This window comes from Methylomarinum vadi (assembly GCF_000733935.1).
Taxonomy (GTDB): domain Bacteria; phylum Pseudomonadota; class Gammaproteobacteria; order Methylococcales; family Methylomonadaceae; genus Methylomarinum; species Methylomarinum vadi.
In genome coordinates this window covers 4207492-4234049 of sequence record NZ_JPON01000001.1, presented here as the reverse complement: position 1 = coordinate 4234049, position 26558 = coordinate 4207492, and the positions used below count along the sequence as shown (strand labels likewise).

Here is a 26558-nt window from a genome sequence, read left to right as displayed (position 1 = left end):
TTCGTTATCTCAACGTTCTTTAAATCAGTAAGGATTAAGTAAAAAGTAAGGTGGGCAAAATTCTATGAAACCCCATCATTTTAATATTGTTGGTTTCACACACGGAACGCGAGCGTTACACTCCACGCGATCATATTTGACTAAATATATCCTCAATGGTCCCTATCACCTTTCTTATAAATCCATTTCTCAATCATACCTTCATTGATAGTTTTCAGATGTTTTCGAATATTTCCACTAGCTCTTTGCAATGCGCCATCGCTTATCATGGCACTTGGATGAGGCATGGCAACAAATTTCGATTTTGCTTCTCTTTCCTTAAATGAATTCCATTTTTCCAGGTTGAAAGGAGTGAATTGCCATTTTATCGTCCCCATAGTTCAACCGACCGCGCCTTCCAGGCTGATACCCAATAGGGCCTGGGCCTCGACCGCGAATTCCATCGGCAATTCCTTGAATACTTCCTTACAAAAACCGTTAACGATCATCGACACGGCATCCTCGGCCGAAAGCCCGCGCTGTTGACAGAAGAATAATTGGTCTTCGCTGATCTTGGAGGTCGTCGCTTCGTGTTCGACCTTGGCCGAGGGTTGCTTGACCTCGACATACGGAAAGGTATGCGCGCCGCAACGGTCGCCGACCAACAGCGAATCGCATTGGGTATAGTTGCGGGCCTGATCGGCGCTTTTCGCCACCTTAACCAGACCGCGATAAGTATTTTGCGCTTTGCCGGCCGAAATACCCTTCGACACGATGGTACTGCGAGTGTTCTTGCCGATATGAATCATCTTCGTGCCGGTGTCGGCCTGCTGCATGTTATTGGTCAAGGCCACCGAATAAAACTCGCCGACCGAGTTATCGCCCAACAAAACGCAACTAGGGTATTTCCAAGTAATCGCCGAACCGGTCTCAACCTGGGTCCAGGACACCTTGGAATTCACTCCACGGCATTCGGCCCGCTTGGTCACGAAATTATAGATACCGCCCTTGCCGTCCTTATCGCCCGGATACCAGTTTTGCACGGTGGAATATTTGATTTCGGCGTTATCCAACGCCACCAGTTCGACCACCGCCGCATGCAATTGGTTTTCGTCGCGCATCGGCGCGGTACAACCTTCCAGGTAACTGACATAACTGCCTTCGTCGGCAATGATCAACGTCCGTTCAAACTGGCCGGTATTGGCGGCATTAATGCGGAAATAGGTCGACAACTCCATTGGACAACGCACGTTTTTCGGAATGTAGACGAAGGAACCATCGGTGAACACGGCCGAGTTCAGCGCGGCGAAGAAATTGTCGCCGGTCGGCACGACGCTACCCAAATATTGCTTGATCAGTTCGGGATAATCGCGAATCGCTTCGGAAATCGGACAGAAAATAACGCCGGCATCCTGTAATTTGTCTTTGAATGTCGTCGCCACCGACACGCTGTCGAACACCGCATCGACCGCGACACCGGCCAGACGCTCTTGCTCGTCCAGCGGAATGCCGAGTTTTTTATAGGTTTCCAGCAGTTCCGGGTCGACCTCGTCCAGGCTCTTTGGTCCTTCCTTCTTTTTCGGCGCCGAATAATAACTGATCGCCTGATAATCGATCGGATCGATGCTCAGCTGCGCCCAATCCGGTTCCTTCATGTCCCGCCAGTGCCTGAACGCCTTCAAGCGGTATTCGAGCATAAACTCGGGTTCTCCCTTGACCAAAGACAAGCGACGTATGACATCCTCGTCCAAACCCGGCGGGAAGGTGTCCGCTTCCAGCTCGGTCACGAAACCTTGCTTATATTCCCGGCCGATCAGTTGTTCGATTTCTTGCGCACTTGAAGACATAAACACTCTTTAAATGATGAATTAGCGATATAAACTGGTTACGGGAATGGTGACTTCCCGCGGCGTTGTCACCGGCAGAATCAAATCCGCCAGCGTTACCGATTCCAGCGCATTAAAAATTTTTTGATTGATCAGGTTCCAGCCGCCTTGAATATGACAACCACTGGCCTGCTCGCAGCTTCTATGCGAATGACTGCATTCGGTCAGCGCAATCGGCCCTTCCAAGGCACTGATCACGCTAGCCACGGTAATTTTTTCCGGCGACCTAGCCAAAACGTAACCGCCTTTAGCGCCGCGTACAGAATTCAATACGCCGGCCTTCGCCAGCATTTTCAACACCTTGCTGACGGTTGGCTGGGCAATGCCGGTCATTTCGGAGATCTCCAAAGCCGCATGTGTTGCCGCGTTATCTTTGGCCATATGACTCAACACCACGGTCGCATAATCAGTCAATTTACTCAGCTTTAGCATGACCTCTCCTCCCAATTGTGGACCATTTTAGTCCTAATTAATTCCATAGTAAAGCCCTTGGTTATTTGCCAGAGTAAAAATTTGTTATCTAGGCTTGATCGTCAAAGCGCCAATAGCGACGCCAATATCGAAACCACGGCCATATCCCGCTAAGGCCAACGAAACTTCCCCCTTGGTCATCACGCGCCCTTCAACCGACTTGGTCGCACCGGCATGGCCATCCAGAAAGGCATAGGTCCCGAAGACCTCTTGTATGTTTTTGACCTCGGTAATCACCCCGGTACCGTGATTGATCTCCGACTTGCCGATGGTAAATCCTCCCCCTCGGCTGATTATGGAAACATTGGCGCGTTGACCGTTGCGGCAACTCACCAAACCCTGCCCTTTGTATTCCTTATAAACAAAGGACCATCCCTGTAGAGAATAAGTCAAAGTGCAGGTAGTCATCTGCGCCGCAACCGACAGTGGCAAGCATAATGTCAGGATGGTTAATAGATAACGCATGTCTTCCCCTCACTTTATTCAAAACAAACAGTATGTCAATGCAAGATTAATTCAAGCTGAAAAGCCTCTTATTCAATCATCGGCTTTTACCACTGCGCCAAATGGAAAACAATAACCAGATGCCACCCATGGTCGCAAATAAATAACCAAAAAAACCGAAAATCGGCAAGCCCATAATCTCCGGCCCACCGCGGACGGTCATGATAATCGAGGTACCGATAATCAATGCCGCCGTGACGATGCCCATGGTCAAACGACTGATAGCCCGATCAGTCTTATCGATAAAATAATCCAAACGGCGAACGTTGATATCAACTTGTATCGCGCCTTTACGCGACGCCCGCAACAATTGGTGCAATTCCTTGGGAAAACTGGACAGCATGTCCACCACGCTGATTAAATTGCGCCACCCGCGTTTGGCGATGGCGTCCGGTTTGTAGCGGGAAACCATCAAATCGCGAATATAGGGCGAGGCAAACTCCAGAGTTTGAAACTCCGGATCCAAATGCCGCCCCAACCCGTCCAGCGTGATATAAGCCTTGATCAACAATGCCAAATCGGGCGGCAACGACAGATTGTGGTCGCGCAGGATGGACATCAAATCGCCCATCATCATCGGCAGGCTCAAATCCTTCAACGGCAGCGAGCTGTATTGATCGACAAACGCTTCAATCTCGATCGCCAGGGCCTGCTCGTCGGTCTTGATGACATCCGACCAATCTTCCAAAATTTCGACGACCTTTGCCGGCGTTTGGTTGACCATTCCGTAGAGAAAACTGACCACCTGCTCGCGGCGTTCCTCGGTCAAACGGCCGACCATGCCGAAGTCAATAAAGGCAAGCTTATTGTTGGGTAGAAAAAAAACATTGCCCGGATGGGGATCGGCATGAAAAAAACCGTCTTCCATGATCATCTTAATGACCGCATGCGTACCGCGTTCGGCCAACAGCTTTCTATCCAAGCCAGCCTGATCAACCATAACCAGATTCTTCCCTGGAATCCCATGTATGTATTCCTGGACATTAAGCCGCTCTCCGGTCCATTCCCAGTAAACCTTGGGAATGACGATATTGCTGTCTTCCGCCAGATTTGCCGCCACTCGTTCGGCGCTACGGCATTCGGCGGCGAAATCGAGCTCACGACGCAATGATTGCGTAATCTGCCTCACTACCTCGCGCGGATGATAGCGCCTGAATTCGACGGCATCCGCTTCGATAATATCGACCAAACGTGCGAGCAAGCGTAAATCGGCTTCGATGATCCGCCGAATCCCCGGGCGCCGGATTTTCAGCACTACTTCAGTGCCGTCCTGCAACACCGCCCTATGCACTTGCGCCAATGACGCCGCGGCGATGGGCTTCTTGTCGACTTCGAGGAAAATTTCGTCAATCTTGCCTCCCAGGTCGTCCTCCAACTGCGGCAGCAACTCGGCAAAATCCATGGGCGGCGCCTGGTCCTGCAACTTACCGAATTCAGTGATAAATGGCTCGGAAAACAAATCGACGCGCGTCGCCAGAATTTGACCGACTTTGATGAAGGTCGGTCCCAGCTCCTCCAACACCCGTCGCATGCGCGGCGCGGTATCCATTTTGCCGTATTCGTCGGCATGCTGCCAATGCAACGTTCTGCCAACTTTTTCCAGCGCATTGCCGATGCCCAACAAATGCACAAAGCTGCCAAAACCGTAGCGTATCAAGACGCCGGCAATTTCCTGTACCCGCCCCAGATCTCGAGCAGCATTGAGCATTTCCCACAGCATAAATGTGTCCTTGCTTATTTCTTGTCTTGTTCGGGCTGCAGGCTTTCGGCTATTCCCGCCAGGATGCCGCTGCCTATCTTGGCCAATGTTGCCGCCGTATCACGCGCCGTGGACACAGCCGAGCTTTCACCCGTTACGGTAATATGCTTGATCGATTCCAACATGGATTTGGTTTCGCGACCCACGGCCGTCCCTTTGATTTGCATGTGTTTGAAAAAATCTTCGGCAACTTCCGCTGCCATTCCGCCGCTTTCCTTGGCGATATCAGCGATCGTATCCAAAAACATTTCCTCCAACCCCTTCAAATCGTCCATCGACTTCTTCAGGTCGGTCTGGGAAAAATTTTCCATTCTCGAAGAAGCCTCCTCTACGGCTAGCTTCGTGGCTTCGGCCGTACTGGCCAAGGCATCGTCGAGGGCTTTTGTCGATTGCTGCAAGACATTCCTGGTCGAATCGTATTGCTTGTTCATGCCAGAACTGATCCCCTTGCCTACCGCCTTAACGACATCGTCGATGTTTTCCCGATCGAGTTCCCGCTCGGTCAACGCCTTTAACGTAATAGTTCTTACTTTTTGATATATATCCTCACCCGATTCAATGGCTTCGCGAACCGTATCTTCGACTTGTTGCGCAGTATCGTTCATATTCATACCTTATAGAGTTGGAAACAGATCAACCAGACAATTTGACCAGGCGATACAATGGATTAGTTCGAAACTGTCTCTGCATAATTTTTATCTGGCCGAGTTCGATTTTAAGACAAATAACGCTTTCTTGCTTGCCTGAATAAAAATAAGGACATGTTTTCGCAATTAATCCAGCTAGCGCTTTCTTACATAAATGCTATTTTATGCGATAATAGTAGGTTTATTTTTGGCGCAAGCTTATGCGGAAGCCTTTTCGGACAGCACCACTATCGACCCGGCAAACCGGGCAATAGTGTCGAAGATGCCCGTAAAGCTAATTGATCCGATCGCTTTCGCATGTTTCGAATGAACCGCTATAAATGCTAATACAGGAGATTAGGGCATGACAGCATTGATTGGCATTATCATGGGCTCGACTTCCGATTGGGAAACCATGCAGCATGCCGCGCAAACCCTCGAACAATTGAATATACCCCATGAGGTGGAAGTGGTGTCTGCGCACCGGACTCCTGACAAATTGTTCAAATACGCCGAAACAGCGGAAGGCAAGGGCCTGGAAGTCATTATTGCCGGCGCCGGCGGAGCCGCCCACCTGCCGGGCATGACCGCGGCCAAGACCGTGTTGCCGGTACTGGGCGTCCCGGTGCAATCGAAAGCGCTTAACGGCATGGATTCGTTGCTGTCGATCGTACAAATGCCCGCCGGAATTCCGGTCGGCACCTTGGCCATCGGCCGCGCCGGCGCGATCAATGCCGCCCTGATGGCCGTCGCCATCGTCAGCAACAAACATCCCCAATATCGCCAATCATTGCTCGATTATCGACAACGACAAACCGACAAGGTAACAGCCAATCCCGACCCCCGCAAGGTAAACGCATGAAAATAGGCATTTTAGGAGGCGGCCAGCTGGCCCGCATGATCGCCCTAGCAGGCTACCCTTTGGCGCAAAATTTCATCATTCTCGATCCCGGCGCCGATGCCGGCGCCGTCCCCCTGGGCGAACACCTGCATGGCGCCTACGACGACATGAAGCTAGTGGCGGAACTGGCTAAAAAAGCCGATGTCGTGACCTATGAATTCGAAAATGTACCCGCCAAGGTTGCCGAATTCCTCAGTGATCACACGCATATTTATCCGCCGGCCAGGGCGCTGGAGGTCGCACAAGACCGACTCACGGAAAAAAACTTTTTCCATCAATTAGAAATCCCCACCGCGCCGTTCGCTCCTGTCGACAGCCTGGAAGATCTGCAGCAGGCGATGACCGAAATCGGTTATCCGGCCATATTGAAAAGCCGGCGCCTGGGTTATGATGGCAAGGGCCAAGTGGTCCTCAAGTCGGCCGAGCAACTGCCATTTGCCTGGGCATCGATGCAAGGCGCAGCCTCGATCGTCGAAGGCTTCGTTCCATTCCAACGCGAAGTGTCGATCATCGCCGTCCGTAGCCCCAGCGGAGCAACTGCGTTCTATCCATTATCGGAAAACCGACACAGCGGCGGTATCCTCCGCGTCGCCGAATGCCGAGAAGACGATCCGCTGCAAGCTTCCGCCGAGGACTTTGCAACCCGCCTGCTGGAAGCATTGAATTATGTCGGCGTGATCACCTTAGAATTGTTCGACATGAATGGCCAGTTGCTAGCCAACGAATTCGCGCCACGGGTGCATAACTCCGGCCATTGGACCATCGAAGGCGCCGAAACCAGTCAGTTCGAAAATCATCTGCGCGCAATCCTGGATCTGCCGCTGGGTTCGACCAGGGCGCGCGGCCACACTGCCATGGTCAATTTCATCGGTGGCGTGCCGGACAGCGAACAAGTGCTGAAGATTCCCAACGCCCATTTGCATCTTTATGACAAGGCAGCGCGCAAGGGCCGCAAAGTCGCCCATGCCACGATCCGTTCCGACGATATCGAACAATTCCGTCAATCATTGCAGCAATTGATCGTGTTGGCCGAAGCGAGCGACGATTCTTGATTAATGCATGTTAATTGCTTAATGAAAATCGCCTTACTTTATAAATAGCTTGTAGCGTGCGGTGAGGTACGAACCGCACGCTACAGAGCCATCTGCAAGACAGCCTCAACCACGCCCTCGGCCCGACCGGCGACCAAGGCCAACTGACCGCCAGCCCAAAGCTTCGAAGCCTGGGGCAAGGCCAGCCAACTCGATAACTTCTCCACGCCTGATATTCAGGCTTCTAAATTGATTAACCGGCAGCTAACGAATCAACCGCTGTCACTATTCCTGCGTCGTAGCAGTCCGCTATTGGCCGAAGCCCTCCATCGCAATTTTCAACCCAAAGCATTTTTGCCATCGAAAGATCAAATCCGGCTCGGGACTCGATTTGTGTGAAAGCTTCGATCGGGTGGGCTTTTTATGCCCGACAAATTCGACTAATCAAAACTACGCGGGCTGCTGAAATTTGATGTGAAAGAGATAAAACCGAAAAAAGTCGGCCAACCAATGGAGTGATGAAAGACAAAGGACTCATTACGAATTTAATTTTCATCCGACCCCAACTAAAACGGAGTATGAATTTGATTAGACCATGAGCAGATCTCATCACGCTATCGATGCCAGTCAACCATTCTGACCGGCAGAGGTTTCCTTGTGGATTTTTCGGAGAACGAACTCAAAATTCATCATTTCCGCTCGAAAATCCCAAGACGATTGCGCCCACATCCTTAGATAACGAAGAAACTGCAAAACACCTTGCCAAACAGACCGGCTTGGAGTAGCTTTAACCATTGAACGGGTTGGAAAGTGGCGTTGGAATCCCTGTTCATCGCAAGATAATTTTACTTCTTCAGATATTCTAAGCCAAAGAGGCTGGTATCCGAAAAGGGGGAAGAGATGAGTAAAGATTATTTTTTCAGCAAAAATAATCAACAAACCGGTCCGTTGGACCTGGAAGCGATCAAAAAGAAGATCGCGGAAGGCACCATCACCTCTCAGACACTCGTCTGGCGCGAAGGCATGGATAATTGGAAGCCTGCCGATCAAATCCAGGAATTATCGACATTCTTCAAGAGCGGCGCCAAACCGCCTCCCTTACCCCGAAATCCGAAGACGCCCCCACCGCTGTCTGATGACGATATCCCTGCAGGATTGACTCCCTTTGAAGAAAAGGCTTATCGATTTGCGAAAGCCATGTACCCTCCCTGGAAAGGAAGGCATTTTCCGATCGGTGCCTATGTTCGGAAAAACCCGAAGCACGCTGTTTATGTAGTAGCCGGGACGTTCGCCGCCATGATCGCTGTCCTTATCCTGTTCGTCTTTTCTCTATCTTCCGACAAGGAACAAATCCAACAGTATACTCAGGGCCCGCAGGAAATGCCGATGGGCCAGACGCCCCCTCCGGGCTGGCAGGCCCAACACCGGGCTATAATGGATGCGCAACGAGAGATCGGCCAAATGAGTCACGACGCCTACATTTACAAGCGCGACCGGGAGGATAAAATGGATGATTTTCGCCGGAAGATGGAGACAAACGACGATTAGCCAAATTGTCGGGCAACGAAAAGCAGTTGCCCGACCTACCCTAAGTTAATCCATTAGAAAGCTCAGCAATGAGGGACTGATATATTCCCTTCCGCTTACCTCAGCCTTCCCAACCGTTTCAACGCATCCAGTTTCTCGCTGCGATCGAGTTTTGCCCGATTCAGGGCGTTGTGCAACACTTCGATCGTGCGATCGTAATTCTCCCGGTCCACCGGAAACGGCGTACCGTCCTTGCCGCCATGGGCGAAAGAGAAACGCGCCGGGTCCCTGACGCTGGTCTTGGTGCCGTATATCAATTCCGCCGTCAAAGCCAAGGCCCTCAGCGTTTTCGGGCCGACGCCCTGAATACCGAGCAACGTGGTAAAATCGGCCGGCGCCTCTTCATAGGTTTTTAGCAAGATTTTGTGGAGATACTTGGAATTAATATCTTCGCTGCGCACCCAATGCCGGCGCGGCATCAGCAATTCCGGCCGCCGTTGCAGCACTTGTTCCATTTCCCTTTCCGGTTGCGCCGCCAGTTGCGTGACCCGTTCCCGGGAAATCTTGCTTTCCCGGGCAACAAAATTCAGCACCTTGCCGCGATGATCGCAACACACGGCGCTATGCGGTTCGTTGACGAAATCGGTTTGTTCGTTGCCTAGCCAATGGTAACGCCTGGCCATCCCGGAAGCCTCGTTCATGCCCTGCTGCACGACGCACCAGCGACCGTTAGCGGTGAAGAAAAAAGCATGGTGATAAATCTGGTAGCCGTCTTGAACGGCGGAGCTGTCGACCTTGGCCGACAGCCGGCTGGCCGAGACCAGTTTTTCGCCGTCATAGCCGGTAGTTTCGCATGTGCGGCGAATCTCGTCGGGCGTCTTGCGCGACACCTTGCCCTTACCGCCCGCCGCATAAAAGTTCAATTCGCGTTCGAGCCCCTTGATACCTTCCTTGACCGCGCCGCAAGTGGTGGTCGTTACGCCGCTGGAATGCCAATCGAATCCGAGAACGCAGCCGAAAGCCTGAAACCAAAAGGGGTCGGATAGCCGCTGCAACGCGCCTTCGGCACCGAACTCGGCCACCAAATGACAAATGATCTCGCGCGCCAGCCGGGTCATTCGTTCGAATAGCCAGCGCGGCGCCCTACCGCCGTGCAAAGGCAATTGACTGTAACCGGTTCTCATTAGAAACAGTCGACCGCTATTCGATCAGCATGCGTTCCAGTTGACGGTCATGCTGCAACGGCTTGGACGATTCGGCCCTTTCCCGGCACGCGGCAATCAATTCCGACAATTGACCATACAACAACCGATGTTGCCGTATGTCGTTTTCCAAGGCTTGCTTGATTTCCCCTTCTATTTGCACAAAAGCGGAATCCAGGCCTTTTTTAAGCCCCGCCAACGCCGCCTTTTGCAATGACGGCTGCAGTTTCTTATGTAAAAAATAAGGCGCCAGCCAACTGAGGCCGATCAATAAGACACTGTGTATGGCGAAATCGGTGCCGAGATAAGACTTCCCGGTTTGCGCGCTCTGGTAAAAACCGGTCACGACCAAATAACCGACCAAGGTCATGGCCGCCAACGGCAAGACGAATTCGGCAAAGCGCAGGAACTTGATCAAAAAACGTTGCAGACTATTGCCAGGCCGGATTAAAGCTTTACGGCAGGACAATTCCGTCTGCGTGCCGATGATTTTGGCCGCGTTTTCCCGTAACGGCGCCAGCGCGGCTTTCAACGGTTTGGCCGGTATATCCAGTTGTGCGGCCTTCACGACCATGCCATCCAACAAATCATTGAAGCGGCTTTGCGCCCAATCATCCCATATTGAAATATCCGGCTTGCCCCCGCCTTTTTCCGCATAGGCGCTCGCCAATTGCATCAGCGGCCAGTTAAAACCCTCGCTTAACAACTGTTCGGTTTTTTGCCATTGCTGGTTACAACAATCCTGCAAGCGCTGAAAATCCAGTCCCGCGAGACCTTTTTGGCATTGCTGCATCGTCTCCAGCAATTGTCGGATGCGCACCTCCCGGCCGCGCTGTTCCAGCTCCTGCAAACTGTAACCGGTCGACAATCGGTCCAATTGATCCACCAGTTCGCCGAACTCATCCTGTGTGTTTTCGGTACATATCGTGCGATAAACCAAAGGATCTTCGAAACCGGCCTTGGCCAGCTGCCGCCTGAAATCCTGATATTGCTCGGTTTGCCCCCTATCCCATTGGTTCAAAACGAACAACCAGGCATGGCGAGCGCCCTCGGCCAATAACAACCGCCAGGCTTTGTTATCTCGATACCGCTCCGGACTGACGACATAGAGCAATACGTCGATATGCGGCAGCCATTCCAGCACCAACTGTTTGTTACTCTGTTCAACGCTGTCGAAATCGGGCATATCGACCCAAATTATATTGCTCTTGCTATCGTCCCGATGGCGACTGATCGTGATTTTTTCCAACGGCAAGCCGGCCGGCAATTGTTTCAGAGCGACCGCCTCGTGATGGTACAAGGTAACTTCCCGCGAGGTTGGCCTTTCTATGCCGGTCCGGGCGATCGCCTGGCCTGCCAAACGATTCAGCAACGAACTCTTGCCGACGCCAGTCCCCCCCATGAAAGCGACTATCAACGGCCGGCTGTCGATATCGGCGAATAAATTGTCGGGCGTGCGCGTGTCGATCGATAGAATTTCCTCAGCCTGTTCGGGTTCGAGTCGCCTATCCGCGATCGCCTGTCGGGCCCAGGCCTGGGCGCGCCCTACCAAGTCAGAGTATGCGTAAGCCATGTTTTTTCTCTTTTAAATACTGTTCAGCCTGTTGTAATTGTTCGGGAGAAATATTGAAGCGTTTATGGCCGGCCAAATGTTCCGGCAACCGATATAAGGCTTGTTTTAATGTGTCTTCGAATAATAAGGCCGTAACGGTCTCCAGTTGATGCTGTTTCAATTCCGCTTCCAATTTGTTCATATAGCTGCCGATCGCACTTTCCGCCAACAACGAGGTGACCGACAACATCGCCGGCGTCAACAACAGATCATGGACGCCGATCCCGCCGGTCTTGATCGCCAACGCCATCGCCGTGGCATCGGTCGTGATGCGGGTCGCGCGTAGCGCATTCAGCGTCATCGGCTGCTCCAGCAACTTGTTGTACAGGCGATGGGCGGTCGCCTCGACATCCTGTTGAAAATTGGCATGGTAATGCCGCACTTCGGTCTCGTATTCTTGCAGAATAAGCTGTTTGCGCTTCCTGAGAATGTTGCAGGCATCCCGCCACCAACCGTGATCGCCCGTCTCCGTCTCGGCTTTTTGCAACAACCGGTCGGCCAACTGGATAATGACATGTTCGCCGATCTGCTGCAGCAAGCTGACTTCCTGGCTAACCCCGTCCAGCGATCTGTTTTTGCCCAATTCGATCAGTTTCCTGACCGGCCAGGTCATGACGCGCCGGGTTTTACTCAATACCTTGGCGATGCCGGGAATTTCCAGCAGATTGAGCAACTCCAACAACGCCGTTTGAAAGGTCAGATAATGATGCGGATGATCCAAATAATCGCGTTGATATTCCTTGACTGCATTGGCGAGACTACGGTCCACCATCGCGCGCCAATTTTCACTCGCTTGCCGTTCCGCGTAAACGGGCTCCAGCCAGGATTGCCAATACTTGCTCAAAAGTTGCTGTTGGTACAACGCATGTTTGGTGGGCGCCACTTTTTTAACCAGACCTGAAAACATCGCCCCGGCCGACTCCGGCCAAAGCGGCGCGCCGGTTTGCTTGTTGAAAAACAGCGGCACGACATCCGGAAACGCATCACGGCGAACCTGCAACCATTTTTCCTTTAACGAGGGAACGATGAACTGTTCACTGCCTTCGATCAGCTTGTTCAAACAAATCAATGTCGGCTGATGGAAGGATTCGATGGTCGCCATGATTTCCCAAACCGATTGATCGGCATATTTCTCCTTGCTGACCACCAATACAACGATATCGGCCAGGGCGATTGTTCTGATCACGCCCTCCTTGTAATCGGCCGAGTCGATGGAATCGAAGTCGGGGGTGTCCCATAACACGCAGTCAGGTAATAACGCGGAACTGGCCGCAGTATGCGCCAAAGAATAACAATCGTAACGGGAATTGCTCAGTTGCTGTTCGGCCAATTGCTGAAAACGGCCGAAATAGTTTTGTAGGCCGACACAATCGTCGATGGCGGTATTATGACAAAAACCGTGCGGATGCACGGTATAGCCGGCCAACGGACTGACTCCGGCGATTTCATCGCCCAACAATAAATTGACTACCGAGCTCTTGCCTGCCTGGGTAGGACCGATGACGGCAATTTGCAAGGGAAAGTGTTTTCTCGCTTCCTGTATCTGTCCCTTGCGAATAAAAGCTTCGGCATAGATCAGCTGTTCAACGCGTTGCTGGTATTCGGTGAGCAGCGGTTCCCTCTCATTCATTTGGCCGATGACGGCCTGATAGCGCTGCTTAAGAATTTGGATAAATTCCAACATATAATATGGGCTTGGGTTTATAATAACCGAGTGATTTGCTTTGTTTCAAACCTGAAGTAAGCTCATCATTATAATTATAAATACCAGGTTTGTTTATCTATTCATCGAGGTTTGATCTATGAAACTCTCCACTCCTATTGTTATTTTATCTCTGTGCGCCTTGTTACTCGGCTGCTCAAAAAGCAACGAAATCAACGGCCGTAGTTTACGTACCGCGAATAGATCGGTCAGCTTCATTAAAGACCGCCTGCCTGTCGAACAACGGGTCGCCTTCGAAATTTCGTTCTGGTCGCTTCGTGATGCAATCCGAAACAATGAAGAATTTTTGGACACGATCGACGGCAAAACGCCGGAAGAGATGATCGATCTGGGCAAAAAACTGTTTCAAAAACGAAAAAGCGAAGGCTACAAGGATTATGAACAATTTGCCAGCTGGGAACAGATGATCGACCATTACACTCAGGAACGGATCGATCAGAACCGACGCAAAAAAGCCGATCCGCGCGACCGACAAAACAACGTTTTGTACAAGCTGTAAGCCCTTGAGCGGCTACACGGCTTTCTCTCGAATTTAGTAAGCATACTAGGCGGGATGCCTTTGCATCCCGCTTCAACTGCCGGGATTCGGCAAGGCTTTTTGTTCGACCAATGTCGACACAAACTGGCTTGCCTCGTTGATAGTCTTTTCCATGATCGCGATCAGCTTGGAAATATCGATGCTGATTTCGACGAACTCATGCTGCAACGCGGCGATGGCCTGCGCGTTCAAATTATGCTTCAGAAACAAGACCTGATCCTGAAACGCGCCCAACACCGGATGAATACGAGCCTCGGCCTTGCTCAGAGCCGAAATCAGTTTCTGATATTGACGCCTGGCCTTAGTGAGTTGCTGCCGGCTACGTGCGCGTAAGGAACGATTACTGTAAAGTTCGAGTTCCGCCTCCCATTCATTGAACAAAGCTTCGCTGACTTCCTCGATCAATTTGATCCGATGACTGACTTCATCGCTCTTGCTGCGGCAAAATTCATACTGCTTTTTTAATTGTTGGTAACGGTACTCCAGCGACAAATCCGGCAAGCTTAATAAGGTCTTAAATTTGTGCAGGGAATCTTCGAATTGATCGCGGCTGTCTTGCAAACTTTCACAGGCTTGGTCGACATGGACGACGACAATATCGCGTTTGTGATGGCCGAGCAGCGACTCTCGCCCTTTATAATAAACCTGCCGCATGCCTTTGCGGAAAATTGTTTTGAATAGCTTATACATGAAGGTTACAACTGCTGTGGATTGAGGAAATGAGTAGTAAAAGACGCTTGTCCGCTATAACGATGAAAGGCTCGGTCGACGATCCCCAGCGCCTGCAATTGCTCGAGACCGGCCCTGTCCGGCAATGGCGCGGCCTTGACCAGGAACAGTTCAGAGGCCTCTAATCGCGCCGCCAGCCACGCCGCGAGACTATCCGATGTCACCTCCCAACTGGCGGGAACGCCGCCTTGGTCCAACTCAGCCACTTGCGGCGACCAGATCACCACAGGCACACGATTGAGTTCGTCCGCGATCTCGCCGACGAGAGAAACAATCCGCCAATTCGGCCTTAGAGTTTGCAGCAATAACGCCATTTGCTGCATCGCCAGAATCGCCATACAATGCGCGGCCCGGTCATCGAAGCGCCATTGGCCTTGCGCCATTCTGACCTGATCGGCAAAAGCGCCGCCACCCGGCACGATGACGACAGACCGCCCCCGGGAACGGCGATCGACTCGTTCCAGGCTGTCCAGCAAACCGGTCGAATGGCTCAGGCTTCCTCCCAACTTAATGACTTCCATCAGTGCCGAAAATATTCCAACAATTCCAACAACGCGGCCGCCTTGTCGAAACTCTCCTGATATTCCTCTTCCAGCACCGAATCGTTAACGATGCCGCCACCCGCCCAGAAACGGATCATGTCATCGGAATGGACCAGCGTGCGTATGGCGATATTGGTATCCATATTGCCGTCGAAACCGATATAACCGATCGCACCACAATACACGCCCCGGCGATTGGGTTCCAATTCCTCGATAATCTCCATCGACCTTATCTTTGGCGCTCCGGTTATCGAGCCGCCGGGGAAGCAACCCCTGAGTAAATCCAGCGCATGGTGTCCTTCCGCCAGCATACCCTTGATCGTGCTGACCAAATGATGCACCGTCGCATAGCTTTCCACGGCAAACAATTTTGGCACCGTTACCGAACCTTTTCGGCAATTCTTGCTGATATCGTTACGCAGCAGATCGACGATCATCACATTCTCGGCCCGATCTTTCAGGCTGGCGGACAAGGCGCTGATCTGCAACCGGTCCTGGTCCAGCAGCAATTTTCTAGGACGGGTCCCCTTGATCGGCTTGGTCTCGACTTCGCCGTCGGTGACTTTCAAAAAGCGTTCCGGCGATGAGCTGAGCACCCTCACCTCGGGGAAATTGATATAGGCGCTGAACGGTGCCGCGTTGATTTTGCGCAACTGTTGATAGGCCAACCAGGGATCGCCACTGCAGTGGCTGACAAAACGCTGCGCTAAATTGACCTGATAACTGTCTCCTTCCTTGAGGTAATGTTTAATTTTGGCGAAGGCTTTGGCATAGTCTTCCTTGTCCATATTAGAACATGGCTTATCCAGTACCTGGAATTGTCCAAGCTCAGGGTAAGCCGGTAACAGGCTGAACTGGTCGATCAAGGTTTCCCAATCGTCTTCCTGGGTTTCATGGCCGACCAGCCAGCTTTCCTGGCGTTTATGATCGATGATGACCGCCCAGGAATAAATACCCACGGCCATCTCGGGAATGTGTTCGGCGTCTTCGGCGATGATCGGCAATTTTTCCAGCCGGCGCGCCAAGTCATAAGAAAAATAACCCAGCGCGCCACCATTGAAGGGAAGATGATCGATTGATTGCTTTTTCTCACCCAATTGTTGTTTGAGTAATTCGAACGGGTCTTCCCTGGAGATAACACAGTGCCCTCCGTGTCTGATTTCCGTCTGTTCACCCTGGGTAACCAAGGTGCATAGCGGGCCGGCGGCAATGATATCGAAGCGGCCCTGACTGCTTTTCGGATAACCGCTGTCGAGAAAAACCGACCACGGTTTGTCGGCAAGCGGACTAAACAGCCGGGCGCTATCGGCAAAATACGGCAGGGGATGTTTAAGTTGTTTAGAAGTTAACATTCAATATGCCTGCCCTTGCCCCGATAAAGTGAAAAGATGAGCGTGTTGCAAGAGCATGTTCTGGGATTACGGAGATCGCTTCGGTAAATTGTGACAATTCTATAACAGCCGTTCGAATTAACAAACCCTAAGCGCCAGACTGGCGACCGCCACCGCCGGCGCGCAATCGCCACTATCGATTTCCACATCCGACTCAACATCTCCGATCAGCTCGTTAAAATCCCGATAAACATAACCAAACTCATTGGCAATTTCCTTGACCAGAAAACGCCCGATCCCGGCACCGACTAATTGGACATTATCCAGCCTGCTCAATCTGGACAACTGCTTTAGGCACCCCTCCCCGATTTGCCTTTTCTGAATATCCTTCAAATGTTTGGCGAAATCCAGCCAAAGAGACCAGTCCTCCTCGACAAAATCATAACCTGTCATGCGCGACAAACGCCGGGCGCTGGCCAATGGCGTCTTCTCGCCGCCATCGGCCGTTTCACTTTGATCGTGCACTTCTTTCAAGTCTCCGGTCAAACGATAGACATCGGCCATCGTGGCGAAATATTCGGCCATCAATCCCATGCTTCGGCCCTTGAATACGGCCTGGCGGGCAAGAGCCATCACCGGCGTCCTGACTATGCCGGTATAGACCAGTTCGGACGAAACCAGCCGCTGATAATCAGTACTCCCCAACGGAGCGACTTTATCATCGGCAAATAACAAAATATCGGTTGTGGTACTGCCAATGTCAACAAACAGCCCCGCATCGACCCGTTGCGCTGCCAACAAAGCACTGGCCAGCCAGTTCATAGAGGCGATATCGAGGCAATCCTGTTTCGATAACGACGTGGTCGCGGACAAAAATCCGCGCTGCCTGGCATAAATCCAGCAGCTATCCGGGGACAAAAAGTCTTGCATGGCCGCGACGATCTCTCTGACACCCTGTTCTCTGCCAGCGAACAAATCGACCAGCTCGCCGGTCATGGTCAGGGCATGACGACATTCCCTGCATTGAAACTGCTGCAATACCGCTTGCACGGCCTGGCGCAAATAATCCATTCCTTTCCATAATGGACAGGAGTAAAGCGCAATATCGAGCACCTTCCCCTCACTGTCCAACAGAGCCGCCTTGAGATGCGCCCCGCCAATATCCCAACCAATTATTTGTTGTTGCATCAATGAATACCCGCGTGAATATCGACCGTTATCGTTTGGTTGACGTTTTTACGAAGTGCCGGCGCCTCATCCAGCAATTTTATAACCTGCTCGGCAACATTGATGCCGGTCGCGGCCTGGATACCGCAATAGGAAGTGGTCAAACGCGGATTGATTTCAAGCACGACCGCGCCATACTGTTGCGATTCGATTAAATCGATACCGGCATACCCCCATAATCCGGGAATCGCCACCGCAACCTGCTCTACCAGCGCTTGGTAATCGCTGGCAAGCTGATCGGCCACATTGACTCGGCAGGCCGTCAACTGTAAACGGCCTTTATCGATTAACAGTTCTTGTTCGTTACAGCACAACAACCAGCCCTGGCCATGACGGAACAAACAGGACAAACTCAGCGAACGCCCGGGCAAATAAGGCTGCACGACAAGGTGTTCCGCCCTAGCCGGTTTATCAACAACTTGCTGCCATTCTTGCCGACCTAAAACGACAAAACTGCCTTCGCAACCGACACCATCGTCTGGTTTGACGACCATGGCGTCATGATCCAATGGACTGACATCAGCTAAATACTTAGTCTCGACAGCATTGATCTTGGATCGAAGAAGGTGCCGGCAAGTCCGATATTTGCTCGCGCATAACCTTAACGCTGACGGCGTCGATAATAGTGCACCTACTTTCGTTTTTTTGGCCAATTCGGCCAACGAGGACAATACATCGTCCGTTTCCGGCGCTATCGGCCAGAACAAATCACAGTCAGGCAACATCATTTCTACGACGAACTGATACTGCTGGTTTTGCTCTAGGTAGACAATGCGAGCCCTCTCGGGCACATCCTCCAAAGAACAGCGCCGGTCGAGCAAAATAATCGGCTCGATATCAGGCAACGACTTCAATTCCCTAACTAAAGCCTGTAACATCATCTTTCCTTCCCTTGCCAGGGAATCCGGCAACGGCCGACCGGCCAAACCGCCGCCGCAAATGAATTCGAACAACAAAACTTTCAAATGCAAATAATCCCCGTAATAGATTTAAAAGATGGTCATGTCGTCCACGCCCGTCACGGCGATCGCGACCGCTATCAGCCGCTCAAAACCCCCCTGTGTTCCTCTTCATCACTTTGCGCCGTGATGGAGACTTTTCTGGACTTACATGACTTTGATACGTTTTATATCGCCGATCTTAACGCCATTACCCGGCAAGGCGATCACGCCGAACAAATTCACGAGCTAAGCGACCGTTATGGCAATATCCAGTTCTGGCTGGATAACGGTAGTCAATTAATGGAAGTGGATGAACCCCGCGCTTCAAACTTAACCCCCGTCATCGGCACCGAGTCACAGCACCATTTAGGTGTAAAGCCGCGACAGAATTATATTCTATCGCTCGATTTTACCGGCGAGGAACGCCTGGGCCACCCGCTGTTATTTGAAAACAAGGATGTCTGGCCGCAAAATGTCATCATCATGACTCTGGCACGGGTCGGCAGTCATAGCGGCCCCGATACCGTTAAACTGGCCGAATACAAGAAAAAACACCCCGACAAACAATTTATTGCCGCCGGCGGAGTCCGTGACGGTAACGATCTAAAACGATTAATCGACATCGGCATCGATAAGGCCTTAGTAGCCAGCGCCCTCCATTCCCGCGCCATTACCGGCGAGGACATCAAAAAACTGCAGACAAAAAAATACCCCGTATAACCGGGGTATTTTTTATCCACTGTCGGTAAGAAAAACTTACTTTGCAGCGAATGGGTGCTCTGCAGTTGCTTTTCCGGCAACGACTTCAGACGCAGTAGGAGTACCAGCAACAGCGCGCTCGATAGCTTCTTTTGTCGCTTTGTAGTTGTACTCTTGGATTTTAGCGTCGTCATCGGCCAACCAGTGAATGAATACACCTACACAAACGAACAAATCGTCCGCTTCGTCAGCTGGGATAGTGCCATCTTCTACAGAATCAGCAACAGCCATCGCAACACCACGTTGAGCAGGACCGAACATTTGTACGGCTTGCTTGGAGCCTTTGATGGTTACCTTGTTGAACATAACAGTTGCTGGTTTAACCATCAAGTTAGGGGCAACCACTGCCAACAGACTGGAGAAACCGTCTTTATTGTTTGTCAAACAGTTAGCAAAAGCGGACTCGGCAGCGGAACCACGAGGCCCCAGAATCAAATCGATATGAGCAACTTCATTACCATCGCCAACCAAAGACTCGCCAACGCGTACGTTGTTGATTTTAGCCATTTACCTATCTCTCCAAAAAAAGTGAATAAAGAATGAATAAAGAATGAATCAAAAAACCGACATTATTTATGTCTTATTGTTACAGCCAATTCCTTTTCGCCGGATCAACTGGACACATCACCGATCAACTGTTGCAAAAACACCGCCAGCACTGTTGCAACGGTTATATCAGCTGTCGTGCCCGGATTGATACCTTTCGCCTTGAACGCTTCATCGATGCCATGCAGCATCGGTAGCAGCGATTCAGGATTACTGACCGTGAGCAAGGACTCATGAACCCTTTTCATTTCGCCCGCTACCCAGTCTGTATATTGCTGGCCATATTTCCGTTCAATATGGCTATCAGCGTAGCGTTCCAACATGCCCGCATAGACAGACAACGCCGCCCAATTCCGATCACCAAATTTCGCGAAAGTGGCATTATACATGAAAATAGTAAATCCAAAAATATCTTTATAATTTGAAGCAAATTGATAAGCGATTCTATCTTTGTTACCAGCTATTTTCATGGCCTCGGTCAGAGTCACCGTTGCCTCCTGCCTGACATCTTGCTCGCCGGAATCGCCTAAGCCGCCTGGCGAAGCCAGCACGATGGCCTGGAACACCCAATCGGCATCCCGACGGGTCGTGTTCGCCAACAAGCGACACACGGCTTCGCGCAATGACTGTCCTTGCTCCAGATCGGCGGCGACTTGCAGCAACGGCGCGCATAACAGGATGATCCCCAAATTGGTATTACAGCCTACGGCCTCACGGGTCGCCTTTACCGCGTAATAAATTTTCTCGCCCAAAGAATAATTGGGATCGGTGATCGGTTCTGAACTTACCCGGTAACTGATTCTGAAATCCTCGACCGTCATGTCATGGCCGTCACTATGCACACTGACATTGCCCGGCTTGAAGGCAAGCAACTCCACCTCGCAGGCCTCTTCATAGGCCGAGATTAACTGCTGCCGATTAATCATGAGGCATCGGCACTCTGAGTCGCCTGATTGGCACTTAGATAACGGGAAAACAAGTCTTCCGCCAAACACTCGGCGATATTGAACCCGCAAACGCTCTCCAAACCTTTCCAGGCCGGGATGCTGTTGACCTCGATAATTTGATACCGCCCCTCCCTGTCCCTGATGATATCGACGCCGGCATAATCCATCTCCAACGCGGTGGTCGCTTCGACCGCAAGTCGTGCCAGTTCGTCGGTTAGCTCGACAGCTTCGCAACTAGCGCCGCGGGCGACATTGTTCAACCAGGATTTACCGCGCCGGCGCATCGCCGTCAGCGCCCGGCCGTTGACCACAAACACCCGGGTATCGGAATAACCTTCGCCTTCACAATGAACAAAACGCTGCAGGTAATAAATCCCCCGGCTACTGGTCAGCCAGAACAAATCGGTCATTTTCTCGATACGGCGAATCCCCTCGCCCTGAGAACCGAACAACGGCTTGCTGATCAGCATATTGCCCGCCTTCAGCTCGCGTTCGGCGATCGCCAACGCCTCGCCCCGCTCCCTGGCGATCCAGGTAACCGGTGTCGGCAAACCGGCGCGATGCAACAGAAACGTAGTCATTCCCTTATCGACGCTGCGCTCGACCGCGCGCCCGTCGTTATAAACCGGCACGCCGGCCAATTTCAGCGCGTGCAGGATGTCCAGGTAGAACACCACCTCTTCCAACGAACCTCCCGGCACGCCGCGGACAAAAGCGGCATCCGGTAAAGTTTGCTCGAAACCGGGAATGACTATTGGCAATCCTTCGTCGCCGAGCTGCATTCTGCACTCGGTCAAGGAAACGTATTCTCCGCTGAACCCCCGGTTGGCGAAGGCCAGGCGCAGTTGCCTGCCGTGCCAACCCGGATCATCGGTAAAAATCGCTATACGGCCCAATCGTGTGTTTCAAAAAAAGTGATAATCAGGAACGGCGCAACCTTAGGCGCCGAATGACAAATCGAGCAACTCGTTATCCAGCTTGCCGGCGCGGAAACTTCTGCCGGATTCGACCGCCGTCACGATGACGCTGGCCGGACTAAACAACATGCCGTCGATCTTAAAGAAATCGTAATTATAAGACTTGAAGACTTCGGCGAACGGTTTGCCGTAATCCTTGGACGTCGAGCTCGGCAATTCCTTGGCCAATTTTTCAGCCGCTTCATCGCTACCCTTGACGTAAAGCTGGACCTGGCCGGCGAACAGAATGGCGTCATTGGTGCGACCCATCGCCTTGACGAAATCCGGATGCGGCGGACAAATCGGCGCACTACCGCTACCGTCTATGATGTTTTCCAATGGAAAATGCAATTCGTGGGCCTTGTGCATGGCCACTTCCAGCACCCTGCCGACCACTTGCACGCAGCCCGCCAGACTGCTGGTCGGGGTTACGATAATGGTCAACTTTTCGGCGGCGACTCCGCACGCGGCGGCGATTTTTTCGACGATGGCCAGCGGCGGTACGGCATCGTTTTCGATTACCAGCACCGTGCTGTCGGCGCTGTCGCGATAATCCAGTTCCTTATAAAGCTCTTCGACCGGCTCGACGACGCCTTCCTTGACTTTGGTTGCCATGGCTCGGGCCGGGCCGGAACCCAAGGCGTAGTATTTTTCATGCGACAGACTCCAACCGGCATATTGACTGCCAAGACAGGCCAGTACCGGATTCGTGCTATGCACATTGACCGTCAACGGCCAGTTTTTGGTATAACAACTGTGCGACAATGAAACAGTGCCCATGCCGCCCAGACAGATTTCGGTGATGATACGGCCGGCCTCCAGGCCGCCAGGCGCGTTAATACCCGCATCGATAATCGTGCTGCCACTCTCCAGCGTTTTGACCTCGATTCTGAATTTATCCGCTTGCTCGATCAATTGCTGAACCAAAGGTTGGGTGAGTTGATTAACGCTCGCTGTGTATTGCATGATATTAACTACCTGTGTTTAAAAGTTTTTCGACAACCTGTTGTTTATTGCGTAGACGATCCATCAGTTGCTGCCGGTTTTGCGCGCGGGCAATGATACTGCAAATCGGTTCGCCCTGCCCAATTCTCGACCCCGACCTGGGCCGGTCGGCCGTCCATCGCGGCCAAGTAATTTTTTCATCGATCAGGATTTCTCGTTCGGCGTAAACAATTTTATAGGCCGACAGCCGCTCAGGACGAACCGCTTCAGCCACCGTCCCCCGCAAAACGGCTTTTATATGGGCCTCGATGATATCCTCTCCATACAACTGCAGACTCGCCGGCGGCCTGGCATTGACCTCCAAGGCGTAACAACGCCCGTCCCGCAATATAAAATCCAAACTATTCAGCCCCCGTAGCCGAAAGCATTGCGCAAGTTTTGCCGCCCAGCCGGCGACCAATAACCGAACCGGTCCTGGCAATTCCGGCCAGGAAAGCACACCGGCAAACAAAAACGGCTGCGACGAATTGTTAGCGCAGAGCAACTGTCGCTGATAGCCGACGATGGCCACCCGACCTTGTGCGGCCACGAACAAAACCGACATCGCCATGCCATCGATATAGTGTTGCCAATAGCACGATTCAACCCCCGCGACCGAATCGGGCCTATAACGATGAATCCCCAACCCGCCTTCACCGGCCAGCGGTTTGACCAACCAACGACCTTCCGAGACGGGCGGCGTGAACGAGACGGCCGGATGCGCTATACCCAATTCGTCGAGCCGTTGAAAGAAAAAAGCCTTATCCTGCACCCTGGCGAAACGGCTCGCGGCATTACCCAGAAGCGTAAACCGGCCTTGCAAAAAATCCAGGCTCGGCAAATTGCTTTCAAAGCCGCTACCGTAAATGGCATGATTCAGGCCATGCCGGCTTTTCATCGCCAGAACCGGTTCTTGGATATCGGCCAACGCCAGCCCCGGCACAAAACAATAATCCAAGGCCATGGCCCGTGTATCGCTATCGCCATAACAATCGATCGCAACCGCGTCATAACCGGCTTCGGCCAAATAACCGGCCAGCATACGCGCGGATTTGGCGATGACCAGAATTTTGCCGGGGAAAACGGCCAAGACCTCAAACTACCGAGACATTCGCGCTGCTATTCCGGGCGCTGGCCACGGCGAAACTTAAATGGGGAACTTCAGAAAAATTACGCTGTAATTGCATTAATAAAGCCTCGGCCTTGTCAGCACCCTCAACCGCACAAAAGCCGGTGGGACCCCAAGATGTCTGGCCGATGGCAACAGCGCCCTGCCGCTCCAGCCACGCCATCGCCTGGGCCACTTCGGGACTGGTAAATACGCCGCCCTGCACCGAAGCGAAATGCTCGCCGACGGAACGTTGCAATTGCGTCACGACATCGCCGAAGCCGACGATATCCTGCTCGGCAAGGGCCGGCAGCCCTTGCATCAACAACAAATAACATAACCGCGCCGCTTCCTGTTGCGGAAACGGCGGTAGCTCCTTAAAGGCGGCGACTTCCTGCTTGCCATGCAGCCCTTGCCCCCTATCGTCGAACGCCAGAATGAACCGCCAGTGCTCCGGCACATCCATATGAACGATCATCGGCGGCGTCGTGGTCGCTTCGCCGCGGCCGCCGTCTACGACAAGCCCTCCTTGCTCGAACACGCCGATGCCGATTCCGGAACGGGCACCGCGGTCGGTCAACTGGGCGATTTCTCTCACCGACAAACCCAAATCATAATAAGCATTCAACGCGGAGCCGATGGCTAGCGACAGTTGCGTGCCGGAACCCAAACCAATATGCTCAGGAATCGCCGAATGAATCGTAATCGCAACCGTTTCCGGGACTTGCAATGTATTGCATAACGCTTGGGCACATTTCTCCGCCCGTCCCGCAACCGATCCGTACACCTGTAATGCGTCGGCTGCCGACAGGGTCAGACGAGTACTGATTTCATTCAGGGCCATGCCGATACTGCCGAAATGGCGCCCCAATGCCCCGCTCAAATCGATAAAGCCCATGTGCAGCCGGGCCGGAGCAATCACCGAAACTTGTCTATGCTGAACCTTCAAAACCTACCTAATTATCGCCGGGCCAATAGCCGACCCGGCAGCCTTTGAAAAGCTATTTATTATACAGGATCGAAAACGTTGAGTCGGACAAATTCGGCCAGTTGCCCTAAATCGGTAAACGTGAAATCAGCGGTCTCGACACAATCGAAGGCGGCCGGAAGCACTGAAGGTATGAAGGCGATCCTGGCGCCGGCCTGCTTCGCGGCAAGAATGCCGGCTCGGGAATCTTCCACAACCAGACAGCTGGATATCGGCACATTCAACAACGAGGCGGCGCGATAAAAAATATCCGGCGCCGGCTTGCCTTTTGCCACTGAATCGCGGCTGACCACTAAGGGAAAAGTATTATCCAAGCCGGCATAGCGCAGGCATTCCAACGCGTTATGATTAAGGCTATTGGTCGCCAGGCAAAAAAGTAACTGCTTGTCCAGGACAATCCGCAACATGGCGGAAAACCCTTTTTTCACGGCGATTCCCTTAGTCGCGACGTGCTCTCGCCAGCATATTCCGCTAAGCCGGTCGAATTGATCGCGGTCGAAATGGCCGCCACACTCGGCGGCGACGCGTTCGATGACGTTACCATAATCGAAGCCCGATAACGATAGACAAAAATCATCGCCTAGCCGAAAGGCCATTTTCGCTGCCGCCTGCTGCCAGGCGGCAAAATAAGTGCTTTCGGTATCCAGTACCAAACCGTCCATGTCGAAGATGACAGCCTTGAGACGAGACAATCTCGGTTCAGATTTCATGCAACACTTTAATATATTCTCCTTTCGCTTCCCTGCTCGATCCGACCACCAACCATTTACGCCCCTCCATCGTCTGTTCCAGTTGCCCGGAAACTTCGACCGACTCGCCTATTCGAGCCTGGCCGGTATAGGTCGCAGTAAAGCACACTATTTTATCAATCTCGTCATGATCGATAGCAAATTCAGCCGGATAATCGAAGGCTAAGCGATCATCGATCACTCGGGCCTTAATTGTCACCGCGCCGAGCTTTGTCATGTTACCGTGCGGTTTATGACTTTTCTCGACGATCATGCTCAAATCGACCTTGCGGCGATTAAACATCGCCTTGTTAAATTTGCGCCGCTCATGGCGCACGTACTCCGGCAAATTCAAATGGCAATCGCGGCGCCGATAGGATTCAAGCCAATCTTGCTCGGACAAGGCTTGACACTCCCCTTGCCGCAACAAGACTTTTATCGCTCTTCGGCCTTGCCGAAAGGTTTCTCGGCCGTAAAACACTAAATCGATATCGGAAGCGGGATTGTGGAAGGCGGGCAATAAGGAACCGGTCACGCCAACATCGTCCAATACCACGCCTTGCTGTTGTAATAACAAGCATAATCGTCGGCAATCATCCTCGACTTCGTCCTTGGGCTGTTGAGCCATTAACTGCGCCAGTCTATGTCTGGGTCGAAAATGCTCGTTGATATTGCAAACCGGTACGCCATGGAGTTTGGCATCCAACTTTTTCGAATGGCACAAATAGTGCGGGTAAGCCTGTTGCAGGAGAAGATTAGCCTCGGCAGTATGAACCTTTCGCCATTGCCGATAGCTCCGCACATAGCGTAAAAAACACAAGACCTTACCGTCCTCGACCACATCGCTCACAACTGCAAAGACCAGTCCTTCGGCCGTCGCAATAAAATCTTTGGGGTTGAACCTCATCGATTACTGTCTAAATTTAACGAAATCATTGAATTGATTCTTTATGAAAAAAGCGCACATATTCGGCAACTGCATTAGGAGACCTAGAGCAGCCTAATAAATTCAT

Annotated in this window: 28 protein-coding genes; 5 read left to right on the top strand and 23 right to left on the bottom strand. The window is 52.1% G+C overall.

The features are described 5' to 3' along the window. Positions 1 to 152 precede the first annotated feature (152 nt). The 6 genes from EP25_RS0121000 to EP25_RS0120975 all read right to left on the bottom strand — a co-directional run bounded on the left by EP25_RS0121000 (position 153) and on the right by EP25_RS0120975 (position 5204). Positions 153 to 377, bottom strand: a complete 225-nt coding sequence (locus tag EP25_RS0121000) for a hypothetical protein (RefSeq protein ID WP_031435662.1) — start codon at positions 375 to 377, stop codon at positions 153 to 155. A gap of 3 nt (positions 378 to 380) precedes the next feature. Next, positions 381 to 1826, bottom strand: coding sequence for a Fe-S cluster assembly protein SufB (gene sufB, locus EP25_RS0120995; protein WP_031435661.1), 1446 nt, complete (start codon positions 1824 to 1826; stop codon positions 381 to 383). A 21-nt stretch (positions 1827 to 1847) separates the two neighbouring features. Further along, positions 1848 to 2297 carry an SUF system Fe-S cluster assembly regulator gene (locus tag EP25_RS0120990; RefSeq protein WP_031435660.1) on the bottom strand — a complete coding sequence of 150 codons (450 nt, stop codon included), beginning with the start codon at positions 2295 to 2297 and terminating at the stop codon, positions 1848 to 1850. A gap of 84 nt (positions 2298 to 2381) precedes the next feature. Next, complete coding sequence (locus tag EP25_RS0120985; protein WP_031435659.1) at positions 2382 to 2801, bottom strand: hypothetical protein; 420 nt, start codon at positions 2799 to 2801, stop codon at positions 2382 to 2384. 76 nt (positions 2802 to 2877) lie between these two features. After that, positions 2878 to 4560 carry an ABC1 kinase family protein gene (locus EP25_RS0120980; RefSeq protein WP_031435658.1) on the bottom strand — a complete coding sequence of 561 codons (1683 nt, stop codon included), beginning with the start codon at positions 4558 to 4560 and terminating at the stop codon, positions 2878 to 2880. Between the two features lie 14 nt (positions 4561 to 4574). Beyond that, positions 4575 to 5204 carry a DUF6781 family protein gene (locus EP25_RS0120975; protein ID WP_152555705.1) on the bottom strand — a complete coding sequence of 210 codons (630 nt, stop codon included), beginning with the start codon at positions 5202 to 5204 and terminating at the stop codon, positions 4575 to 4577. Positions 5205 to 5589: 385 nt separating this feature from the next. Between EP25_RS0120975 and purE the strand changes: the two genes are divergently transcribed. Further along, positions 5590 to 6087 (top strand): 5-(carboxyamino)imidazole ribonucleotide mutase, encoded by a 498-nt coding sequence (gene purE, locus EP25_RS0120965; RefSeq protein ID WP_031435656.1) that lies wholly within the window; start codon positions 5590 to 5592, stop codon positions 6085 to 6087. Then, positions 6084 to 7178, top strand: a complete 1095-nt coding sequence (locus tag EP25_RS0120960) for a 5-(carboxyamino)imidazole ribonucleotide synthase (protein ID WP_031435655.1) — start codon at positions 6084 to 6086, stop codon at positions 7176 to 7178. Before purE ends, EP25_RS0120960 begins: the two co-directional genes overlap by 4 nt. A gap of 80 nt (positions 7179 to 7258) precedes the next feature. Here the strand turns inward: EP25_RS0120960 and EP25_RS24095 are convergent, their stop codons facing one another. Continuing rightward, a complete protein-coding gene (locus tag EP25_RS24095) occupies positions 7259 to 7384 on the bottom strand; it encodes a hypothetical protein (RefSeq protein WP_268745426.1) in 126 nt (41 codons plus the stop codon). Between the two features lie 673 nt (positions 7385 to 8057). Here EP25_RS24095 and EP25_RS0120950 point away from each other — a divergent pair. After that, positions 8058 to 8705, top strand: a complete 648-nt coding sequence (locus EP25_RS0120950) for a DUF4339 domain-containing protein (RefSeq protein WP_031435654.1) — start codon at positions 8058 to 8060, stop codon at positions 8703 to 8705. Between the two features lie 95 nt (positions 8706 to 8800). On the opposite strand, the gene EP25_RS0120945 is transcribed toward EP25_RS0120950, so the two are convergent. From EP25_RS0120945 to EP25_RS0120935, 3 genes are read right to left on the bottom strand one after another with little or no spacing between them, the layout of a single operon-like run. Beyond that, positions 8801 to 9868, bottom strand: a complete 1068-nt coding sequence (locus EP25_RS0120945; protein ID WP_031435653.1) for a DUF763 domain-containing protein — start codon at positions 9866 to 9868, stop codon at positions 8801 to 8803. A 16-nt stretch (positions 9869 to 9884) separates the two neighbouring features. Continuing rightward, positions 9885 to 11459 carry a GTPase gene (locus tag EP25_RS0120940; RefSeq protein WP_031435652.1) on the bottom strand — a complete coding sequence of 525 codons (1575 nt, stop codon included), beginning with the start codon at positions 11457 to 11459 and terminating at the stop codon, positions 9885 to 9887. Then, on the bottom strand, positions 11440 to 13182 hold the full coding sequence (locus EP25_RS0120935; RefSeq protein ID WP_031435651.1) for a GTPase: 1743 nt from the start codon (positions 13180 to 13182) through the stop codon (positions 11440 to 11442). Before EP25_RS0120935 ends, EP25_RS0120940 begins: the two co-directional genes overlap by 20 nt. 118 nt (positions 13183 to 13300) lie before the next feature. Here EP25_RS0120935 and EP25_RS0120930 point away from each other — a divergent pair, with 118 nt between their 5' ends. After that, positions 13301 to 13720, top strand: a complete 420-nt coding sequence (locus tag EP25_RS0120930) for a hypothetical protein (RefSeq protein WP_031435650.1) — start codon at positions 13301 to 13303, stop codon at positions 13718 to 13720. 72 nt (positions 13721 to 13792) lie between these two features. Here the strand turns inward: EP25_RS0120930 and EP25_RS0120925 are convergent, their stop codons facing one another. From EP25_RS0120925 to EP25_RS0120905, 5 genes are all read right to left on the bottom strand, one after another. Continuing rightward, positions 13793 to 14449 carry a DUF2959 domain-containing protein gene (locus EP25_RS0120925; RefSeq protein WP_031435649.1) on the bottom strand — a complete coding sequence of 219 codons (657 nt, stop codon included), beginning with the start codon at positions 14447 to 14449 and terminating at the stop codon, positions 13793 to 13795. A 5-nt stretch (positions 14450 to 14454) separates the two neighbouring features. Continuing rightward, positions 14455 to 15009 (bottom strand): amino acid kinase family protein, encoded by a 555-nt coding sequence (locus tag EP25_RS0120920; RefSeq protein ID WP_031435648.1) that lies wholly within the window; start codon positions 15007 to 15009, stop codon positions 14455 to 14457. After that, positions 15009 to 16382 (bottom strand): aminodeoxychorismate synthase component I, encoded by a 1374-nt coding sequence (gene pabB / locus EP25_RS0120915; protein ID WP_031435647.1) that lies wholly within the window; start codon positions 16380 to 16382, stop codon positions 15009 to 15011. Before pabB ends, EP25_RS0120920 begins: the two co-directional genes overlap by 1 nt. 117 nt (positions 16383 to 16499) lie before the next feature. Next, positions 16500 to 17549 (bottom strand): hydantoinase/oxoprolinase family protein, encoded by a 1050-nt coding sequence (locus EP25_RS0120910; protein ID WP_031435646.1) that lies wholly within the window; start codon positions 17547 to 17549, stop codon positions 16500 to 16502. After that, positions 17549 to 18559 (bottom strand): ATP-grasp domain-containing protein, encoded by a 1011-nt coding sequence (locus tag EP25_RS0120905; protein WP_152555704.1) that lies wholly within the window; start codon positions 18557 to 18559, stop codon positions 17549 to 17551. The genes EP25_RS0120910 and EP25_RS0120905 overlap by 1 nt, the downstream gene beginning before the upstream one ends. On the opposite strand from EP25_RS0120905, the gene EP25_RS0120900 reads away from it, so the two are divergent. Then, positions 18554 to 19249, top strand: a complete 696-nt coding sequence (locus EP25_RS0120900) for a HisA/HisF-related TIM barrel protein (RefSeq protein WP_031435644.1) — start codon at positions 18554 to 18556, stop codon at positions 19247 to 19249. The genes EP25_RS0120905 and EP25_RS0120900 overlap by 6 nt on opposite strands. A gap of 36 nt (positions 19250 to 19285) precedes the next feature. Here EP25_RS0120900 and fae read toward each other — a convergent pair whose 3' ends face one another. The 8 genes from fae to EP25_RS0120860 all read right to left on the bottom strand — a co-directional run bounded on the left by fae (position 19286) and on the right by EP25_RS0120860 (position 26452). Further along, positions 19286 to 19795 carry a formaldehyde-activating enzyme gene (gene fae / locus EP25_RS0120895; RefSeq protein ID WP_031435643.1) on the bottom strand — a complete coding sequence of 170 codons (510 nt, stop codon included), beginning with the start codon at positions 19793 to 19795 and terminating at the stop codon, positions 19286 to 19288. 104 nt (positions 19796 to 19899) lie between these two features. After that, positions 19900 to 20760 (bottom strand): triphosphoribosyl-dephospho-CoA synthase, encoded by an 861-nt coding sequence (locus EP25_RS0120890; protein WP_031435642.1) that lies wholly within the window; start codon positions 20758 to 20760, stop codon positions 19900 to 19902. Next, positions 20757 to 21677 (bottom strand): ATP-grasp domain-containing protein, encoded by a 921-nt coding sequence (locus EP25_RS0120885; protein WP_031435641.1) that lies wholly within the window; start codon positions 21675 to 21677, stop codon positions 20757 to 20759. Before EP25_RS0120885 ends, EP25_RS0120890 begins: the two co-directional genes overlap by 4 nt. A 42-nt stretch (positions 21678 to 21719) precedes the next feature. Beyond that, positions 21720 to 22703, bottom strand: coding sequence for a methenyltetrahydromethanopterin cyclohydrolase (gene mch / locus EP25_RS0120880; RefSeq protein WP_031435640.1), 984 nt, complete (start codon positions 22701 to 22703; stop codon positions 21720 to 21722). A 4-nt stretch (positions 22704 to 22707) separates the two neighbouring features. Beyond that, positions 22708 to 23811 carry an ATP-grasp domain-containing protein gene (locus tag EP25_RS0120875; RefSeq protein ID WP_084191126.1) on the bottom strand — a complete coding sequence of 368 codons (1104 nt, stop codon included), beginning with the start codon at positions 23809 to 23811 and terminating at the stop codon, positions 22708 to 22710. A gap of 4 nt (positions 23812 to 23815) precedes the next feature. Further along, complete coding sequence (locus tag EP25_RS0120870; protein WP_084191125.1) at positions 23816 to 24778, bottom strand: beta-ribofuranosylaminobenzene 5'-phosphate synthase family protein; 963 nt, start codon at positions 24776 to 24778, stop codon at positions 23816 to 23818. A gap of 59 nt (positions 24779 to 24837) precedes the next feature. Continuing rightward, positions 24838 to 25527: an HAD family hydrolase gene (locus tag EP25_RS0120865; RefSeq protein WP_036300838.1), complete on the bottom strand. Its 690-nt coding sequence runs from the start codon at positions 25525 to 25527 to the stop codon at positions 24838 to 24840. Next, a complete protein-coding gene (locus tag EP25_RS0120860; protein ID WP_031435636.1) occupies positions 25517 to 26452 on the bottom strand; it encodes a hypothetical protein in 936 nt (311 codons plus the stop codon). The genes EP25_RS0120865 and EP25_RS0120860 overlap by 11 nt, the downstream gene beginning before the upstream one ends. Positions 26453 to 26558 lie beyond the last annotated feature (106 nt).

Coding starts and splice junctions, on each gene's coding strand:
- EP25_RS0121000 (WP_031435662.1), bottom strand. CDS start 377: ATGGGGACGATAAAATGGCAATTCACTCCTTTCAACCTGGAAAAATGG.
- sufB (WP_031435661.1), bottom strand. CDS start 1,826: ATGTCTTCAAGTGCGCAAGAAATCGAACAACTGATCGGCCGGGAATAT.
- EP25_RS0120990 (WP_031435660.1), bottom strand. CDS start 2,297: ATGCTAAAGCTGAGTAAATTGACTGATTATGCGACCGTGGTGTTGAGT.
- EP25_RS0120985 (WP_031435659.1), bottom strand. CDS start 2,801: ATGCGTTATCTATTAACCATCCTGACATTATGCTTGCCACTGTCGGTT.
- EP25_RS0120980 (WP_031435658.1), bottom strand. CDS start 4,560: ATGCTGTGGGAAATGCTCAATGCTGCTCGAGATCTGGGGCGGGTACAG.
- EP25_RS0120975 (WP_152555705.1), bottom strand. CDS start 5,204: ATGAACGATACTGCGCAACAAGTCGAAGATACGGTTCGCGAAGCCATT.
- purE (WP_031435656.1), top strand. CDS start 5,590: ATGACAGCATTGATTGGCATTATCATGGGCTCGACTTCCGATTGGGAA.
- EP25_RS0120960 (WP_031435655.1), top strand. CDS start 6,084: ATGAAAATAGGCATTTTAGGAGGCGGCCAGCTGGCCCGCATGATCGCC.
- EP25_RS0120950 (WP_031435654.1), top strand. CDS start 8,058: ATGAGTAAAGATTATTTTTTCAGCAAAAATAATCAACAAACCGGTCCG.
- EP25_RS0120945 (WP_031435653.1), bottom strand. CDS start 9,868: ATGAGAACCGGTTACAGTCAATTGCCTTTGCACGGCGGTAGGGCGCCG.
- EP25_RS0120940 (WP_031435652.1), bottom strand. CDS start 11,459: ATGGCTTACGCATACTCTGACTTGGTAGGGCGCGCCCAGGCCTGGGCC.
- EP25_RS0120935 (WP_031435651.1), bottom strand. CDS start 13,182: ATGTTGGAATTTATCCAAATTCTTAAGCAGCGCTATCAGGCCGTCATC.
- EP25_RS0120930 (WP_031435650.1), top strand. CDS start 13,301: ATGAAACTCTCCACTCCTATTGTTATTTTATCTCTGTGCGCCTTGTTA.
- EP25_RS0120925 (WP_031435649.1), bottom strand. CDS start 14,449: ATGTATAAGCTATTCAAAACAATTTTCCGCAAAGGCATGCGGCAGGTT.
- EP25_RS0120920 (WP_031435648.1), bottom strand. CDS start 15,009: ATGGAAGTCATTAAGTTGGGAGGAAGCCTGAGCCATTCGACCGGTTTG.
- pabB (WP_031435647.1), bottom strand. CDS start 16,382: ATGTTAACTTCTAAACAACTTAAACATCCCCTGCCGTATTTTGCCGAT.
- EP25_RS0120910 (WP_031435646.1), bottom strand. CDS start 17,549: ATGCAACAACAAATAATTGGTTGGGATATTGGCGGGGCGCATCTCAAG.
- EP25_RS0120900 (WP_031435644.1), top strand. CDS start 18,554: ATGCAAATAATCCCCGTAATAGATTTAAAAGATGGTCATGTCGTCCAC.
- fae (WP_031435643.1), bottom strand. CDS start 19,795: ATGGCTAAAATCAACAACGTACGCGTTGGCGAGTCTTTGGTTGGCGAT.
- EP25_RS0120890 (WP_031435642.1), bottom strand. CDS start 20,760: ATGATTAATCGGCAGCAGTTAATCTCGGCCTATGAAGAGGCCTGCGAG.
- mch (WP_031435640.1), bottom strand. CDS start 22,703: ATGCAATACACAGCGAGCGTTAATCAACTCACCCAACCTTTGGTTCAG.
- EP25_RS0120865 (WP_036300838.1), bottom strand. CDS start 25,527: ATGAAATCTGAACCGAGATTGTCTCGTCTCAAGGCTGTCATCTTCGAC.
- EP25_RS0120860 (WP_031435636.1), bottom strand. CDS start 26,452: ATGAGGTTCAACCCCAAAGATTTTATTGCGACGGCCGAAGGACTGGTC.